The organism is Streptomyces sp. E11-3, from assembly GCF_046540415.1.
Lineage (GTDB): Bacteria > Actinomycetota > Actinomycetes > Streptomycetales > Streptomycetaceae > Streptomyces.
This window is the reverse complement of record NZ_JAZGRL010000001.1, coordinates 2,886,959-2,903,610: the sequence shown is the minus strand read 5'-3', so window position 1 is coordinate 2,903,610 and position 16,652 is coordinate 2,886,959. Positions and strand designations below refer to the sequence as shown.

Below are 16,652 nucleotides of genomic sequence, written 5' to 3'. Positions count from 1 at the left end.
CGCCGGGCGGGGCCCCCCCCGCCCCGAAGCGGTGGTACGGCGTCAGTTCTTGCGGACGACGACGGTGCCGCAGATCTTGTCCGTGAAGTGCTGCTTCTTGGCGTCCCAGGCGGGCCACAGGTAACCGAGGTAGCAGGGGATGGCGTTGATGAAGTCCAGGATGTAGCGGACGATCGCCATGCCGACGCCGAGCGGCTGGCCGGTGGACTCCTTCAGGACCTGGATGTTCACCATCTTGCGGCCGGGGGTCTGGCCGGTGCTGCCCAGCATGAAGGCGAAGCCGATCATCCCGGCGAACATCAGCAGAACGCCGAAGTAGTACCCGGCGCCGAGCTCACCCGTGGACGAGTCGATCGAGGTGACCATCAGGATGGACGGGATGATGCCGAGGATCAGGCCGTCGATCAGGCGGGCCATGAAGCGCGCGCCCCACCCGGCGTACGCGTTGGGGACCAGCGCCGCACCCTGCGGGCCCTGCGGGTACGCGCCGTAGGGCTGGCCGGGCTGCTGCGGGTAGGCGCCGTACGGCTGACCCGGCTGCTGCGGGTATCCCTGCTGGGGCGGTACGCCCTGGGGGGCCTGCTGCGGGTAGCCGTAGCCGGGCTGGCCCTGCGGGGGCTGCTGCTGGCCGTAGGGGTTGTTCGGGTCACCGTAAGCCATGGTCTTGACTTCCTCCGTTGAAAAGTGCGGGGACTACGCGGTTCCGTACGGAGGAGCTTGAGCGGTGTGTGGTCCGTTCCCCCCGGCACTACCCGCGGCACTGCGCCGCTCATCGTTCTAAAGGCGTGGCGACTTTGTCCAGCCAGATTGGCCTGTGTTGCGTAAGTGCAACATCACCAACCATGGCAAAGCGGGCGTGTTGTGGAGATCTTCGCGCGCGGAGGGCACGCAATTGGAGCCAGGGCTGGTTCATCCGCGAGGATGGGGGCATGAGCGCCCAGATTCTCGATGGCAAGGCCACCGCGGCCGCGATCAAGGCCGACCTCGCGCAGCGGGTGGCCGCACTCAAGGCGCGGGGCATCGTCCCCGGACTCGGCACCGTACTGGTGGGTGAGGACCCCGGAAGCCAGAAGTACGTCGCGGGCAAGCACCGCGACTGCGCCCAGGTCGGCATCGCATCGATCCAGCGTGAGCTGCCCGCCACGGCGACCCAGGAGGAGATCGAGGCGGTCGTACGCGAGCTCAACGAGGACCCGGCGTGCACCGGTTACATCGTGCAGCTGCCGCTCCCCAAGGGCATCGACGAGAACCGCATCCTGGAGCTGATGGACCCGGCCAAGGATGCCGACGGTCTGCACCCGACCAACCTCGGCCGCCTGGTCCTGAAGGAGCCGGCGCCGCTGCCCTGCACCCCGAACGGTGTCATCCGGCTGCTGCGGCAGTACGGCGTCGAGCTGAACGGTGCGCATGTGGTGGTCGTCGGCCGGGGCATCACCATCGGGCGGTCGCTGCCGCTGCTGCTCACCCGCAAGTCCGAGAACGCCACGGTGACCCAGTGCCACACCGGCACCCGCGACCTGTCCGCGCAGCTGAAGCAGGCGGACATCATCGTGGCGGCGGCGGGCTCTCCGCACCTGGTCAAGCCGGAGGACGTCAGGCCGGGCGCGGCGGTGCTCGACGTCGGTGTCAGCCGGGACGAGAGCGGCAAGATCGTCGGGGATGTGCACCCCGGGGTCGCCGAGGTCGCGGGCTGGATCTCGCCCAACCCCGGTGGGGTCGGCCCGATGACCCGCGCACTGCTCCTTGTCAACGTGGTCGAGGCGGCCGAGCGCGCGGCGAACGTTGCCGGCTGACCAGGAGAGAGACGAGCCCGTGAACGCAACGGACGGGGCGGCGGAGGAGCCGGCCGAGGCGGCCGACGCCGCGGCGTCGGCCGAGCCTGAGGGGGCGGCGGAGCCCGCGAAGGCGGCGGGGTCCGCCGAGGCTGCCGGGCCTGCCACGGCTCCGGAGCCTGCCCCGGCCCCGGAGCCTGCCCCGGCTTCGGGGTCCGGCGAGGCTGCCGGGTCCGCTAAGGCTTCCCGGCCTGGCACGGTTCCGGGGGCCGTCAAGAAGGCTGCCGAGCCTGGCAAGGCTGCTGGGGTCGCTGAGGCTCCGGCGGCTGCCGAGGCGTCTGAGCTCGCCGCGGCTTCGGGTGAGACCACGGCTCCGGAGTCCGGCCAGGCTGCCACGGCTTCTGAGCCCGCCGCGCCCGCCCCGGCTCCGGCGTCCGCCGAGGCGGCCGACGCCGCGGCGCCGGCCGAGCCTGCCGGGGCGGCGGAGCCCGCCAAGGCTTCCCGGCCTGGCACGGTTCCGGGGGCCGCCAAGAAGGCCCCCGAGCCTGGCCAGGCTGCTGATCCCGACAAGGCTTCGGAGCCTGGCCCGGCTCCCGTTGGGGTCGCGGAGCCGTCCGAGCCGCGTGCCGCCCCGCTCCGGCGGAAGTCCCGTCGCTTCCCCTCTCTTACCCGGGACACCGCGCGCCCCGAGGGCGGCGGTCGGGTCGCGTCAGGGGACGCTCCGGCGCCCGCGCGTCAGTGGCCGATGCTGCTGGTGCTCGGTACGGCCGGGCTCGGGCTGCTGCTCACGGCGTTCGACCTGTTCCGGGTGGGCACGGTGCTGATCGGCGTGGCGCTGCTGCTCGGCGCCGCGCTGCGCTGGGCGCTGCCCGTCGTCGGAATGCTGGCCGTGCGCTCGCGCTTCACGGACATCCTCACGTACGGCTCACTCGGCGTGGTGATCGCACTGCTCGCGCTGATGGCGCAGCCCAACCCGGTGATCGAGATCCCGTTCCTGGACGACACCCTGCGCTTCACCATCCGCTAGGGCGTGGGCACGGCTGGCGGACGCTGGTGAGGGCCGTCCGCTGGCGGCCGTCAGCCGATGGCGTGATGCAGGGATATCCGCTGCGTATTGGTCCCCCAGGTGCGGTGGCGGGGACCTTCCGTCATCGCGAGACCGGCGTACTCGTTCACGGCCACCGGCGCGATACCGGGGTCGGTCTCGACGTCCTTCCCGCTGCGCGCGTCCAGAACCACCGGACCCGCCCCGGTGCGGGCGTAGACCCGGCCGTGCCAGGCCGTTGTCACGTCGGGTCGGACGCGGCGGCCCGACTCGTCCGGCAACTGCCACAGCACGTCGCCCCTTTTGGCGTCGAGGGCGAACACCACCTTCTTGCCCCAGCTGGTGTTGGAGCGCGGCGTGCACACCGTGACCGACTTCTGGTCGTAGTGGCATTTCACGGCTGCCGCACTCTCGAACAGCTGCTTGTACTTGCCGGTCGCCGGGTTCACCAGTCCCAGCCCACCCCCGTAGGTCTTGTTCGTGACGACCCAGTTCGGCCCGGCCGCTGCCGTCGTCTGCCCACCCAGCTCGGCCTTCCTGAACGCGCGCTTGTCGTACGTGGGGTCCTGCCACCGCTCCTCGCCGGTCTTGACGCTGAGACCGCTCAGTACGTCGAAATCGGCCGTCCTGTCCTCGGTCGCGCCCACCACGTGCTCGCCGGCCACCGCGAACGCCTCGAAGCCCGCCTCGCGCCACACGGTCTTCGGCTTGTCCGGGTCGCTGAGATCCACCGCGATGGTCTGCCTGTTTCTGCTCGCGGAGATCCGGGTGCTGTGCACCCGTACCGAGATCACCACGGTCTGCCCGTACGCCCCGACGACCCGGGCGGCTGTCGGCTGCTTCTGGTACGCGTCCGACAGTTCGATCTCCAGGCTGGTGCGCAGCTTGCCCGTCTCGGAGTCGACGACCATCAGCTCAATCAGCTCCCGTGGCGCGGACGTTCCCTGGCCCGCTACCTGCACATGGAACGGAGCGAGTGCCACGGCCGATCCGCCCGGCTGCTCCAGGACGAACGGCGCCTGGTCGTCCTCCCGTCTGCTGTCCACGCGGTAGGCCTTCGGGTACACCAGCTGTACGGAGTTCTTCGGGCTGGCCTGCACGGCGACGATCTTCCCCGTCGCGACGTCGGCGACCCGCACGCCGTTCATGGTGCGCGTGTAGAGGCGGTCTCCCGCCAGCGTCGACTCCAGGAGCGGGCTGTACTGGTCCGCAGTGCTGCCCACCTCACTGCCGCTGAACCTCTGCGGCGGGTCGTACGCCTTGAGTTCCGGCGCTTTCGAGGCCTTTTGCCGGTCAGGGCTCTGGCTCTGGTTGTCGTTCTGCCCCTCGGACCCGCCGCCGCGCCCGTCCTCCAGCGCTGCGCCGTCCAGGCCACCGGAACTGCACCCCGCCGCTGCCACCAGCGTGGCAACAGCCAGCCCGACCAGCCCAGTTCGTATCCGCCGCATTGCTCCACTTTCTCGTGATCGCGTAGACGGGCCACACCGTGGACGAGACGGTGGCCCGTCCTCTCCCCCGAGCAGGACGGGCCACCTCTGTGCTCCCCCGCGGACTGCGCGCTGATCAGCGGCAGTTGACCCACTTGTTGGAGCCCACCACGCGGTAGACCCCGTCACCCGCGCGCTTCTCGCCGCGCTTGAGGGTGGTGATGAACCCCTTGTAGTTCTTCTTCTTGTAGACCTTGACGTCGCACTTCTTGCCGTTGTTGTAGACCGAGCCGACGCCGTTCTTGAAGGCGCCGCCGTACTGCAGCAGGTTCTTGTTGTCGAACTGAACCTTCTGCATCTTGCCCTTGTAGTTCATCTTGGGCCACACGCAGAACCACCCCTTGGGGCAGTCCTTCGCGGCCTGCGCGGACACGCCGCCGCCGCTGCCGGTGGCGGTCGTGGCCGAGGCCACTCCGCCGAGTCCGCCGGCGGTGAGCGCCAGGGTGGCGACGGCGATGCCCACGCGCTTGTGTGCTGTCCTCATGGTCATGTGAGGTCCCCGTAGTCGTAGTGACTGGGCCGGGCGGCGCGGGGTGGACCGCGCCGCCCTTGGTGCACCACTGACCTTGCCCGGCAACTCCCCCCGGCGGCCAGGGACGTGGGGGATTCCAGGCGATGATGGGACGTCCCGGACTCTGACCTGCACCGATGTCCCGCGCGGGACGGCACGCGTGGGACGGTGGGACGGCTGAGCGGGGCAGGCGGGGNGGCTGCTCTTCGGCCAGGGCGACGACGGGCAGTCGGACGCGAAGCGGGTGACGGACAGCGCCGCCCCCAGCGGCCTGCCGACCCCGACCATCGAGCCTCCCACCCTGGCCCCGACCGAGGACCCGACCCCCACCGAGGACCCGACCTTTTCCCTGTCCCCTACTCCCTCTCCCTCTCCCTCGGACCCGCCCCCGGGATTCCAGTCCTTCACCGAGCCGGAGTTCTCCATCGCCGTACCGGAAGACTGGGAACGCCGTACCGAACAGGGCCAGGAGGGCGTCACCATCTACTTCTACGAGGAGCCCGGCGGCGGCCCGCGCTTCGTCCAGGTCTTCCCGGTGACCGAAGAGGGCTACACCCCACGCAAGGCACTCTCCGTGACCGACAAGACCAAGCGCGACGGCGGGGACAGCAGCTACCGACGCAACTCCCTCAGCGACGTCGACAGCGACCGGGGCCCCGCCGCCGAGCTGGACTACTCGTACGACAGCGACAGCTGGGACATGAGGCTCCGCGTCCTGGACCGCGTCTTCCAGGCCGACGACGACACGCTCTACGCGGTCCTGAGCAGCGGTCCGGCCGACGAGTGGCCGACCCAGCGCGACATCCTGACCGCGGCCGTCGACTCGTTCTGCCGCCCGGCCGCCTGCTGACCGTCCGCCGACCCGGTGCCGACCTGAAACTACGGCCCGCGCGGTGCTTATGCACAGACAGTGACCGACCGGAATTACCGACAGTTTCCGGTTCCTCACGGATGCAGTACAAGTGAGTGAGGCCACAGAGGCGCGGAACGCGAAATTCCTAGCGCAAAGCCGTCGCGCTGACTAGGGCAAAACGCTACTTTCTCGGGTGAGCGTGTGATATTTGGCCCACACCGGAAGTGACCCGACCCACTTTAGGTAATTGCCACGCATGCTTTCCTCGATCGAGGGCAGACGCCCTGGGCTGCCGGGTACCGGCGGTGAACATGACGGGAACGGAAGGCTAAAAGCGACGTGTCGGGACAACAGACCATTCATGTGGACGGGGAGTGGCGTAACGCCACTGCGGGAGCCACGCGCGAGATCCTCGACCCCGCGGATGCCAAGCCGTTCGCCACGGTGGCCGAGGGTGGAGTCGAGGACGCGGACGCCGCGATCGACGCCGCGCGCCGCGCATTCGATCACGGAGAGTGGCCGAAGACGACCGTCGCCGAGCGCGCCGCACTGCTGCGCCGCGTCGCGGACCTCCTGGTGCGCGACCGCGAGAAGATCGGCCTCCTGGAGAGCCGGGACGCGGGCAAGACCGTCGAGGAAGGCAGGATCGACGTCGACTGTGTCGCCGACGCCTTCCGCTACTTCGCCGATCTCGTCATCGGCGAGGGCGCCGGACGCGTGGTGGACGCGGGCTCCGACACCGTCCACAGCGTCGTCGTACACGAGCCGGTCGGCGTCTGCGCGATGATCACGCCCTGGAACTACCCGCTGCTCCAGGCCAGCTGGAAGATCGCCCCGGCGCTCGCCGCGGGCAACACCTTCGTCATCAAGCCCAGCGAGGTCACCCCGCTGACCACCGTGGCCCTGATGGACCTGCTGGTCGAGGCCGGCCTCCCGGCCGGTGTCGGCAACCTGGTCACCGGCCCCGGACACACGGTCGGCGCCCGCTTCGCCGAGCACCCGGATGTGGACCTCATCTCCTTCACCGGTGGCCTGGTCAGCGGCACCAAGGTGGCGCAGGCCGCCGCCGTCGGCGTCAAGAAGGTCGCCCTGGAGCTGGGCGGCAAGAACCCCAACGTCGTCTTCGCCGACGCGCTGGAGACCGAAGAGGGCTTCGACACCGCCGTCGACCAGGCCCTCAACGCCGCCTTCATCCACAGCGGCCAGGTCTGCTCCGCGGGCGGCCGCCTCATCATCGAGGAGTCGGTGCGCGAGCGCTTCGTCACCGAACTCGCCCGCCGCGCAAGCAAGATCCGGCTCGGCCGCGGCACCGAGGACGGCGTCGAGTGCGGCCCGCTCGTCTCCCAGCAGCAGCTGGACAAGACCGAGGGCTTCGTCGCCTCCGCCCTTCAGGAAGGCGCGGTCCTGCGCTCCGGCGGCAAGCGCCCCGAGCCCAGCGACGTACGGCCCGCCACCGGCTACTTCTTCGAGCCGACCGTGCTCGACGAGTGCCACCGCGAGATGCGCGTCGTCCGCGAAGAGGTCTTCGGACCCGTCCTGACCGTGGAGACCTTCCGCACCGAGGACGAGGCCGTGGCCCTCGCCAACGACACCGAGTACGGCCTCGCCGGCGGCGTCTGGACCGCGGACGCCGGACGCGCCCGCCGGATGGCCGCCCGCCTGCGCCACGGCACCGTCTGGATCAACGACTTCCACCCCTACCTTCCGCAGGCGGAGTGGGGCGGCTTCGGCAAGTCGGGCGTCGGCCGCGAGCTCGGCCCGGCCGGTCTCGCCGAGTACCGCGAGAGCAAGCACATTTACCAGAACCTCGCGCCGGAGCCGGTGCGCTGGTTCGCAGGCTAAGGACGTCCCGGTACGGGGTCGTGCCGCTCGGCGCGGAGCACCACGACCCCGTACACCCCCGAAACGCGCAGCACTTTGCGGATTTGCACGGAGTGGAGCAGCACAACATGCCTCAGTACGACTACGTGGTCATCGGCGGCGGCACCGCCGGATCGGTGATCGCCTCCCGGCTCACCGAGGACCCCGATGTCACCGTCGCGGTCATCGAGGGCGGTCCGACCGACATCGACCGCCCCGACGTCCTGACCCTGCGCCGCTGGCTCGGCCTGCTCGGCGGGGACCTGGACTACGACTACCCGACCGTCGAGCAGCCCCGCGGCAACTCGCACATCCGCCACAGCCGGGCCCGCGTCCTGGGCGGCTGCTCCTCGCACAACACGCTGATCTCGTTCAAGCCGCTGCCGTCCGACTGGGACGAGTGGGAGGAGAACGGCGCCGACGGCTGGAACGCCGCGGCGATGGACCCGTACTTCGCGAAGCTGCGCAACAACATCGTCGCGGTCGACGAGAAGGACCGGAACGCCATCGCCCGCGACTTCGTGGACGCGGCCCAGGCCACCCTCGGTGTGCCGCGCGTGGAGGGCTTCAACAAGAAGCCCTTCGACGACGGCGTCGGCTTCTTCGACCTCGCGTACCACCCCGAGAACAACAAGCGCTCCAGCGCGTCGGTCGCGTATCTGCACCCGCACATCGAGGCCGGTGACCGCCCGAACCTGCACATCATGCTGGAGACCTGGGCGTACAAGCTGGAGCTCGACGGCACCCACGCGCGCGGCGTGCACGTCCGCACCAAGGACGGCGAGGAGATCCTCGTCGAGGCGGGCCGCGAAGTGCTGGTCTGCGCCGGCGCGGTGGACACCCCCCGGCTGCTGATGCACTCCGGCATCGGCCCCCGTAAGGACCTTGAGGCGCTGGGCATCCCCGTCGTCGTGGACCTGCCGGGCGTCGGCGAGAACCTGCTCGACCACCCGGAGTCGGTCATCGTCTGGGAGACCGACGGGCCGATCCCCGAGAACTCCGCGATGGACAGCGACGCCGGACTCTTCGTCAAGCGGGACCCCGAATTCAAGGGCCCCGACCTGATGTTCCACTTCTACCAGATCCCGTTCACCGACAACCCGGAGCGCCTGGGGTACGAACGCCCCGAGCACGGTGTGTCGATGACGCCGAACATCCCCAAGCCGAAGAGCCGCGGCCGCCTGTACCTGACCAGCGCCGACCCCGAGGTCAAGCCCGCCCTCGACTTCCGTTACTTCACGGACGAGGACGACTACGACGGCAAGACCCTCGTGGACGGCATCAAGATCGCCCGCGAGATCGCCAAGACCGAGCCGCTCGCCCACTGGCTCAAGCGCGAGGTGTGCCCCGGTCCCGAGGTCACCAGCGACGAAGAGATCAGCGAGTACGCGCGCAAGGTGGCGCACACCGTCTACCACCCGGCCGGCACCTGCAAGATGGGCGCCGCCGACGACGAACTCGCCGTGGTCGCCCCCGACCTGACCATCCGCGGCCTCGACGGAATCCGTATCGCCGACGCCTCCGTCTTCCCGACCATGACCGCCGTCAACCCCATGATCGGCGTGCTGATGGTCGGCGAGAAGTGCGCGGACCTGCTCACCGGAAGTGATGCCAAGTGACCCCCAAACTCGACAAGATCCCCGAGCCCGCGCCCGTGCCCGCTTCCGAGGCAGCCGGGTCCGCGGCCGCCGAGCCGGTATTCGCCGTACGCGACCTGTGGAAGGTCTTCGGACCCAAGGCCGAGCGGATACCCGGCAACAAGGAGTTCGCCGAGCTCTCCATACCCGAGCTGCGTGAGCGCACCGGCTGTACCGCCGCCGTACGCGACGTCAGCTTCGACGTCCGCAAGGGCGAGGTCTTCGTCGTCATGGGCCTGTCCGGCTCCGGCAAGTCCACGCTCGTACGGACCCTGACCCGGCTCATCGAGCCGACGTCCGGCTCCATCGCCATCGACGGCGAGGACGTGCTCAGCATGGACAAGGACCGGCTGCGCGAACTGCGCCGGCACCGCGCCGCGATGGTCTTCCAGCACTTCGGCCTGCTGCCGCACCGCACCGTCCTCGACAACGTCGCCTACGGCCTCGAAATCCAGGGCATGGGCAAGACCGAGCGCCGCGCGAAGGCCCTGGAGGTCGTCGCCAAGGTCGGTCTCGAAGGCCTGGAGCAGCGCCGACCGTCCCAGCTCTCCGGCGGCCAGCAGCAGCGCGTGGGCCTGGCCCGCGCCCTCGCCGTCGACCCCGAAGTGCTGCTGTTCGACGAGCCGTTCAGCGCCCTCGACCCGCTGATCCGGCGGGACATGCAGGAGGAGGTCATCCGCCTGCACCGCGAAGAGGGCCGCACCATGGTCTTCATCACCCACGACCTGTCCGAGGCGCTCAAGCTCGGCGACCGCATCATGCTGATGCGCGACGGCGGCGTGGTCCAGCTCGGCACGCCCGAGGAGATCGTCGCCAACCCGGCCGACGACTACGTACGCGACTTCGTCCGTGACGTACCGCGCGAGCAGGTGATCTCGGTACGCCGCGCGATGCGCCCCGCCGTGGACGGCGAGGCCGAGACCGGTGCCGCGATCGGCCCGGACACGCTGGTCGCCGACGCCATCGAGGCCGTCGCGCGCAGCGGCCAGCACTGCCGCGTCGTCGACGACGGCCGCACCATCGGCGTCGTCGACCACGCCCGGCTGCTGGCCGTGGTGGCCGGCCTGGACAGCGATACCGAGGGCAAGGCGGTGGCCGCCGTATGAGTGCCGCCCCAGCCCCTGTCATAGAAGAGGCCCCCAAGGGCCAGCAGGCGACGGCTCCGGAGCTCCCGCAGAGCCCTGGTGTGCTCGGCCGCCTCGCCGCCAGCCCCAAGGCGATGGCGTTCATCGCCGCGCTGCTGGTCGTGATCGTCAGCGCCGTCGCCGTCGGCTCCTCGTCCTGGCCGCAGGCCCTCCAGGTGGACGTGAAGACGCCGCTCGACGACGTCAAGGTGTGGCTGGACGACAACCGGGACACCCACCCGCTCTTCCTGTACTTCCTGCTGCACATCAGCAACTTCCTGGAGTCGTCCTACGACTCGCTGGTCGAGCTGTTCACGGCCATGGGCTGGATCGGCGTCACTTTCGTGGGCACGCTGACCGCCTGGGCCGCGGGCGGCGGGGACCTGTCGCGGCGCGCGCTGCGCACCGGCGCCACGGCGCTCGGCGTGTTCGCCGCCGTCGGTGTCCTCGACATGTGGGACAAGACGATGGAGACGCTGGCCCTGATGACCGTGGCGGTGCTCGTCGCCGTCGTCATCGGTCTGCTGCTCGGACTCGCCTCCGGCCTCTCGGACCGCTGCGAGAAGCTGCTGCGCCCGGTCTTCGACGCCATGCAGGTCATGCCCGCGTTCGCCTACCTCCTCCCGCTGATGCTGCTGTTCGGCATCGGTGTCGCGCCCGCGCTCATCTCCACGGTCATCTACGCCGCCCCGCCGATGGCCCGGCTCACCTCGCTGGGCCTGCGCGGCGCCAACCCCGCCGCACTGGAGGCGTCCCTGTCGCTGGGCGCCAGCCCCTGGCAGCGACTGGTCACGGCGCGGCTGCCGCTGGCCCGCAAGCAGATGATGCTGGGCCTCAACCAGACGATCATGATGTGTCTGTCGATGGTCGTCCTGGCGTCCCTCATCGGCGCCGGCGGCCTGGGCAACACGATCTACAAGGCGCTCGCCGACCAGGACATCGGCACCGGCTTCACCGCGGGTGCCTGCATCGTCCTGATCGCCGTCCTCCTGGACCGTACGACCGAGGCCGCGGGCGAGCGCCTGGACGCCGACACCGGTGCCGCCGTCAGCCCGCTGGTGCGGCAGCTGAAGCGCGGCGTATGGGCCCTGGTCCTGCTGGCGACGGTCGTCTTCTCGTTCATCGGCAGCAAGATCGCCGACGAGGAGTGGCCCGAGGCCTGGACGGTGGACATCACCGGGTCCATCCAGACCGGCGTCGACTGGTTCACCGACCACCTGGGCTCCGGCATCCCGGTCATCGGCGGCACGCTCGCCTGGGCCGACGGCTTCGCCAGGCATGTGCTCAACCCGATGCGGGACGGTCTGGTCTCCACTCCGTGGTGGGCCATGGTGCTGCTCGTAGCGGTGATCGGCTGGATCGTCGGCACCTGGCGCGCGGCTCTGACCTCCGCCGTCTGCCTCGGTGTGATCGGCGCGATCGGCCTGTGGGACAAGGCCATGGGCACCACCTCGCAGGTGATCGCCGCGCTGGTGCTGACCCTGGTGGTCGGCGTGCTGATCGGTGTCCTGGCGTCCTCCGTGCCGTGGGTGGAACGGGCGCTGCGCCCGGTACTCGACGTCATGCAGACGCTGCCGCAGTTCGCCTATCTGATCCCGGTGATCGCCCTGGTCGGTCTCGGCCGTACCGCGGGCATCATCGCGGCGGTCCTGTACGCGTCGCCCGCGGTCATCCGGATCACCACCCAGGCCCTGAACCAGGTCGACCCGACCGTCCTTGAGGCCTCCCGCTCGCTGGGTTCCACCAGCAAGCAGCAACTCCTCAAGGTGAAGCTGCCGATGGCCAGCAGGGGCCTGCTGGTCGGCGTCAACCAAGGCGTCGTCCTGGTCCTGTCGATGGTGGTCATCGCCGGCATGATCGGCGGCGGCGAGCTCGGCTACGACGTGGTGTTCGGCCTCGCCAAGAGCGAACTGGGCCTCGGCCTCTCGGCCGGTGTGGCGATCGTCTGCCTCGGCATCATGTTCGACCGCCTGTCCCAGCCCCGCGGCCGGAGCGCTCAGCGCTGACGCCTCCGTACCGCGTCCCCCTTTCCCCACCCCCCTCATGTCCCCCAGNGCCTCTCGGCCGGTGTGGCGATCGTCTGCCTCGGCATCATGTTCGACCGCCTGTCCCAGCCCCGCGGCCGGAGCGCTCAGCGCTGACGCCTCCGTACCGCGTCCCCCTTTCCCCACCCCCCTCATGTCCCCCAGGGTTTTCCCGCCAGTGAACAGAAAGCAGAGCTTCCCCATGAACAGCAAGCGGATACGTATTTCCCTCATCGCCGGTACCGCCGCGGTCGGCATGATCGCGCTCAGCGCCTGCAGCGCCGCCGAGACCAAGTCCTCCGGCGACGGCGACGAGATCACCCTGGCGCAGCCCAACTGGGCCGGCGCCGAGGCCAACATCGCGGTCGCCAAGAAGCTCCTCGAGGACGAGCTGGACGTCAAGGTCGACGTCACGCAGATGAACGAGGCCGCCGCGTTCAAGGCCCTCGACGGAGGCAAGGCCGACGCCCTCCTCGAGGACTGGCACGGCAACCCCAACGAGCTCAAGACGTACGTCGACAAGAAGAAGTCGGTCGTCTCGGCCGGTGAGCTCGGCGTCCAGGGCCACATCGGCTGGTACGTCCCGAAGTACTACGCGGACAAGCACCCCGAGATCACGGACTGGAAGAACCTCAACAAGTTCGCCAAGGACTTCAAGACGTCCGAGAGCGGCGACAAGGGCCAGTTCATCGGTGCCGACCCGGAGTACTCGCAGCACGACACCGGCATCATCAAGAACCTGAAGCTGGACTTCAAGCACGTGCCCAGCGGCAGCGAGGCGGCCCAGCAGAAGGAGATCAAGCGCCTGTACGCGGCGAAGAAGCCTTTCCTCACCTACTGGTGGACCCCGCAGCTGCTGCAGAACCAGATCGAGCTGGTCGAGGTGAAGCTGCCGGAGTTCAAGGAGGGCTGCAACGAGCCCGCGGACCAGGCGGACTGCGGCTACCCGCAGGTCGACCTTGAGAAGTTCATGAGCAAGGACCTCAGCGACGGTGGCAGCGACGCCGCGAAGTTCCTGAAGAACTTCAAGTGGTCGAACAAGGACCAGGACGCGGTCGTCTCCTACATGAAGGTCGACGGCATGAAGTCGGACAAGGCCGCCGAGAAGTGGATCAAGGAGAACAAGTCCACCTGGGAGCAGTGGATCCCGAAGAAGTAACCTCACGCTGAGCTGATCAGCGCGCTGAGCCGACCGGTGCCGGGCGTCCCCATCGTGGGGTGCCCGGCACGGTCATTTCTCGTACGTGACGATGGCGGGCAGCGTCAGCGGGTTGCCGCTCTGCCGGACGGTCACGTGGCCCACGCCCAGGACCTTCCCCGTGCCCGGCACCGGGACGATGTCGTCCAGCCAGAGCTGCTGCTTGCCCGTGGGCGTGATCTCGCCGGTGGCCGGCAGCTTCGGCCGCCCGATCCTGGCGCAGGTGCCGTCCGCGGCCAGGTGCCGGTGGCTTCGCAGGAACAGGCCGCCCGCGCCGTCACCGGCCACCACCGCGCGGTCTTTGCAGGCGCCGCCTGCCCTGGCTTCGGCCCAGCGCTTGCCGTCCCAGCGCAGCGTGATGTGCTCGTCGGCGGGTTCGTTCTCGCCCTCACCGTGGTTGAAGCTGTGCGAGCCCGACGCCCACACCTCACTCTCGGAGAGCGCGACGACGCCGCTGAGCGAGGCGCCGGGCTCCGCGGGCACCGGCTCGGGGAAGCGGTAGACGGGGGTCTCGGTCAGCTTCCAGGTGCTGCCGTCCCAGCGCATCGCCGCGGGCTGGCTCAGTTCGCCGTTCGGGCGGTCGACGCCGGGGCCACTGTCCCGGTGGCCGACCGCCCAGAGGGTGCCGTCCGCCGTGCTGTCCAGGGCCACCGCCTTGGCGGGCAGGTCCAGCACGGTCCACCGCTCGCCGTCCCAGTGCACCACCTGGTCCTGCCCTCGGAGCATCCACAGGTCGTCCGGGCCCAGGGCGGCCGTGTCGCCGACGGCGTGGTGGGCCGCGCGCTGCCAGTCCGCGCGCGGCGGGCTTGGCACCTGGCGCCAGCGGGTGCCGTCCCAGCGGGCGACCCACGTCGAACCGTCGGCGCCAGCGCCGAGCAGCCAGACCTCGCCGGACCCCGTATCCGAGGCCTCCAGCCGCGTGTCGCCCGCGCTGGTGGCGAAGCCCTCGGGCAGCGGCTGCCGCTTCCACCGCGCGCCGCCGTCGGTCGAGCGGTAGAGGAACACGGAGATCCCCGTGTCGCTGGGCTTCTGCACGCGGTGCTGCCCGATGGCCCAGAGGTCGTCGGCGGACGCGGCCGCCACGGATCGGAACGCGCCGTCCCCCGCCAGATCCGTGTACACGAACTTCCAGGCGGGGGTGGCCGGGGGAGCGGGGCTGCTGCGCTTCGGCGGAGTCTTCCCGTCCGTACCGGACCCCGTCGCGCCCGTACCGCATCCGGCCGCCAGGACCGCGAGCACGGCGCCCAGGACGGACGCTGCCCGAGCCCTGCCGCGTACAGCCCGCATGGGTCCTCCTCGCCGCGCGATGGTCAGTGGGCGGGCAGCGTACCCCGCGGCGCCGACGGGCGGGGTTCGGTCTGCGGGGCCTCCGCCTGCGGGGCCTCGGCCTGCGCCGGGACCGTCAGGGAGCCGAAGTCGAACTCGCGCAGCATGCGCCAGACCCCGTCCCCGCCCTGCTCGTACAGCGCGAAGCCGGTGCAGGACCAGTCGGCCGCGTACTCGCTGAGCTCGTCGTACGCCCGGTCCATCGCCTCTTCGGCGATGCCGTGCGCCACCGTGACATGCGGGTGGTACGGGAACTGCAGCTCTCTGGCGACCGGCCCCGAGGCGTCTCTGACCTGCTTCTGCAGCCAGGTGCAGGCCGCCGCGCCCTCGACGACCTGGACGAACACCACGGGCGACAGCGGCCGGAAGGTCCCGGTGCCGTACAGCCGCATCGGGAACGGCCGAGATGCGCCCGCCACCTCGGCGAGATGCGCCTCGATGGCGGGCACCGCCGACGCGGGCACCTCGGTCGGCGGGAGCAGGGTGACGTGCGTGGGGATGCCGTGTGCCGCGGGGTCACCGAAGCCCGCGCGCCGCTCCTGGAGCAGGCTGCCGTGTGGCTCCGGGACCGCGATCGAAACGCCGAGCGTTACGGTCCCCACGTCGTTCTCCTCCTGTGTGGTGGGCAGGGGCTGTCAGTGTCAGTACGTGCGTGTGGCGCGTGCTGCTCAGTGCTTGGCGGGCAGGAAGCCCACCTTGTCGTACGCCTGGGCGAGGGACTCCGCGGCGACGGCCCTGGCCTTCTCCGCGCCCTTGGCGAGGAGTGAGTCCAGCGTCTCCGGGTCGTCCAGGTATTCCTGGGTGCGAGCGCGGAACGGGGTGACGAACTCGACCATCACCTCGGCCAGGTCCGTCTTCAGCGCACCGTAGCCCTTGCCCTCGTACTTCTGCTCCAGTTCCGGAATTCCGGTGTCCGTAAGGGTGGAGTAGATGGTGAGGAGGTTGCTGACGCCCGGCTTGTGCTCGGCGTCGAAGCGGATCTCGGCCTCGGTGTCGGTGACCGCGCTCTTGATCTTCTTGGCCGTGACCTTGGGCTCGTCGAGCAGGTTGACCAGGCCCTTGGGTGTGGAGGCCGACTTGCTCATCTTGATCGACGGGTCCTGGAGGTCGTAGATCTTGGCGACCTCCTTGACGATGTGCGGGGCCGGGACCGTGAAGGTCTGTCCGAAACGCGAGTTGAAGCGCTCGGCGAGATCGCGGGTCAGCTCGACGTGCTGGCGCTGGTCCTCACCGACGGGGACCTGGTCGGCCTGGTAGAGCAGGATGTCGGCGACCTGGAGGACCGGGTACGTGAACAGTCCGACGGTGGCGCGGTCCGCGCCCTGCCTGGCGGACTTGTCCTTGAACTGGGTCATCCGGGAGGCCTCGCCGAAGCCGGTGAGGCAGTTCATCACCCAGCCGAGCTGCGTGTGCTCGGGGACATGGCTCTGGATGAACAGCGTGCAGCGCTCCGGGTCGAGACCGGCGGCGAGCAGCTGCGCGGCGGCGAGCCGGGTGTTGGCGCGCAGCTCGGCCGGGTCCTGCGGAACGGTGATCGCGTGCAGGTCGACGACCATGTAGAACGCGTCGTGCGTCTCCTGCAGGGCGACGTACTGACGGATCGCACCGAGGTAGTTCCCGAGGTGGAAGGAACCTGCGGTGGGCTGGATACCGGAGAGCGCGCGGGGACGATCAGAGGCCATGTAGGCCATTCTCGCAGGTGCTGTGGCGGGTTCGGGCGCAGGTGGCCCGGCTTGGGGCGGCGACTAGCGGCGGAGCGTGGCGAATGAGACAGGGAACACACGGCGGCGGGGGGGGGCGTCGGCGCGCCCCCAC

14 protein-coding genes are annotated in these 16,652 nt (G+C 69.9%); 8 read left to right on the top strand and 6 right to left on the bottom strand.

The features are described from left to right. Positions 1-42: 42 nt before the first annotated feature. The gene (locus tag U9R90_RS13075) at positions 43-660 is read right to left on the bottom strand and encodes an RDD family protein (protein WP_411056615.1); all 618 of its coding nucleotides are present in this window, start codon (positions 658-660) and stop codon (positions 43-45) included. Between the two features lie 269 nt (positions 661-929). Between U9R90_RS13075 and U9R90_RS13070 the strand changes: the two genes are divergently transcribed. Together U9R90_RS13070 and U9R90_RS13065 are read left to right on the top strand one after the other, a co-directional pair. After that, positions 930-1,793, top strand: a complete 864-nt coding sequence (locus tag U9R90_RS13070) for a bifunctional methylenetetrahydrofolate dehydrogenase/methenyltetrahydrofolate cyclohydrolase (protein ID WP_411056614.1) — start codon at positions 930-932, stop codon at positions 1,791-1,793. Between the two features lie 19 nt (positions 1,794-1,812). Then, positions 1,813-2,799, top strand: a complete 987-nt coding sequence (locus U9R90_RS13065) for a DUF3017 domain-containing protein (RefSeq protein ID WP_411056613.1) — start codon at positions 1,813-1,815, stop codon at positions 2,797-2,799. 50 nt (positions 2,800-2,849) lie between these two features. Here U9R90_RS13065 and U9R90_RS13060 read toward each other — a convergent pair whose 3' ends face one another. Then, complete coding sequence (locus tag U9R90_RS13060; protein WP_411056612.1) at positions 2,850-4,265, bottom strand: PQQ-binding-like beta-propeller repeat protein; 1,416 nt, start codon at positions 4,263-4,265, stop codon at positions 2,850-2,852. Between the two features lie 115 nt (positions 4,266-4,380). Beyond that, on the bottom strand, positions 4,381-4,794 hold the full coding sequence (locus tag U9R90_RS13055; RefSeq protein WP_411056611.1) for a peptidase inhibitor family I36 protein: 414 nt from the start codon (positions 4,792-4,794) through the stop codon (positions 4,381-4,383). Between the two features lie 265 nt (positions 4,795-5,059). Here U9R90_RS13055 and U9R90_RS13050 point away from each other — a divergent pair, with 265 nt between their 5' ends. The 6 genes from U9R90_RS13050 (at position 5,060) to U9R90_RS13025 (ending at position 13,472) form a co-directional block, all read left to right on the top strand. Beyond that, a complete protein-coding gene (locus tag U9R90_RS13050) occupies positions 5,060-5,665 on the top strand; it encodes a hypothetical protein (protein ID WP_411056610.1) in 606 nt (201 codons plus the stop codon). 342 nt (positions 5,666-6,007) lie between these two features. After that, complete coding sequence (locus tag U9R90_RS13045; protein WP_411056609.1) at positions 6,008-7,510, top strand: aldehyde dehydrogenase family protein; 1,503 nt, start codon at positions 6,008-6,010, stop codon at positions 7,508-7,510. Between the two features lie 107 nt (positions 7,511-7,617). Beyond that, positions 7,618-9,147 carry a GMC family oxidoreductase gene (locus tag U9R90_RS13040; RefSeq protein WP_411056608.1) on the top strand — a complete coding sequence of 510 codons (1,530 nt, stop codon included), beginning with the start codon at positions 7,618-7,620 and terminating at the stop codon, positions 9,145-9,147. A gap of 17 nt (positions 9,148-9,164) precedes the next feature. Further along, positions 9,165-10,271 (top strand): quaternary amine ABC transporter ATP-binding protein, encoded by a 1,107-nt coding sequence (locus tag U9R90_RS13035; protein ID WP_411057728.1) that lies wholly within the window; start codon positions 9,165-9,167, stop codon positions 10,269-10,271. After that, positions 10,268-12,295, top strand: a complete 2,028-nt coding sequence (locus U9R90_RS13030) for an ABC transporter permease (protein WP_411056607.1) — start codon at positions 10,268-10,270, stop codon at positions 12,293-12,295. The genes U9R90_RS13035 and U9R90_RS13030 overlap by 4 nt, the downstream gene beginning before the upstream one ends. 220 nt (positions 12,296-12,515) lie before the next feature. After that, positions 12,516-13,472: a glycine betaine ABC transporter substrate-binding protein gene (locus tag U9R90_RS13025; RefSeq protein WP_411056606.1), complete on the top strand. Its 957-nt coding sequence runs from the start codon at positions 12,516-12,518 to the stop codon at positions 13,470-13,472. 72 nt (positions 13,473-13,544) lie between these two features. Here U9R90_RS13025 and U9R90_RS13020 read toward each other — a convergent pair whose 3' ends face one another. The 3 genes from U9R90_RS13020 to trpS form a co-directional block, all read right to left on the bottom strand. Beyond that, a complete protein-coding gene (locus U9R90_RS13020) occupies positions 13,545-14,798 on the bottom strand; it encodes a hypothetical protein (protein WP_411056605.1) in 1,254 nt (417 codons plus the stop codon). A 23-nt stretch (positions 14,799-14,821) separates the two neighbouring features. Beyond that, positions 14,822-15,439, bottom strand: coding sequence for a 2'-5' RNA ligase family protein (locus tag U9R90_RS13015; RefSeq protein WP_411056604.1), 618 nt, complete (start codon positions 15,437-15,439; stop codon positions 14,822-14,824). A 66-nt stretch (positions 15,440-15,505) separates the two neighbouring features. Beyond that, positions 15,506-16,519 (bottom strand): tryptophan--tRNA ligase, encoded by a 1,014-nt coding sequence (trpS, locus tag U9R90_RS13010; RefSeq protein ID WP_411056603.1) that lies wholly within the window; start codon positions 16,517-16,519, stop codon positions 15,506-15,508. Positions 16,520-16,652 lie beyond the last annotated feature (133 nt).

Coding starts and splice junctions, on each gene's coding strand:
- U9R90_RS13020 (WP_411056605.1), bottom strand. CDS start 14,798: ATGCGGGCTGTACGCGGCAGGGCTCGGGCAGCGTCCGTCCTGGGCGCC.
- U9R90_RS13055 (WP_411056611.1), bottom strand. CDS start 4,794: ATGACCATGAGGACAGCACACAAGCGCGTGGGCATCGCCGTCGCCACC.
- U9R90_RS13070 (WP_411056614.1), top strand. CDS start 930: ATGAGCGCCCAGATTCTCGATGGCAAGGCCACCGCGGCCGCGATCAAG.
- U9R90_RS13060 (WP_411056612.1), bottom strand. CDS start 4,265: ATGCGGCGGATACGAACTGGGCTGGTCGGGCTGGCTGTTGCCACGCTG.
- U9R90_RS13025 (WP_411056606.1), top strand. CDS start 12,516: ATGAACAGCAAGCGGATACGTATTTCCCTCATCGCCGGTACCGCCGCG.
- U9R90_RS13030 (WP_411056607.1), top strand. CDS start 10,268: ATGAGTGCCGCCCCAGCCCCTGTCATAGAAGAGGCCCCCAAGGGCCAG.
- U9R90_RS13040 (WP_411056608.1), top strand. CDS start 7,618: ATGCCTCAGTACGACTACGTGGTCATCGGCGGCGGCACCGCCGGATCG.
- U9R90_RS13075 (WP_411056615.1), bottom strand. CDS start 660: ATGGCTTACGGTGACCCGAACAACCCCTACGGCCAGCAGCAGCCCCCG.
- trpS (WP_411056603.1), bottom strand. CDS start 16,519: ATGGCCTCTGATCGTCCCCGCGCGCTCTCCGGTATCCAGCCCACCGCA.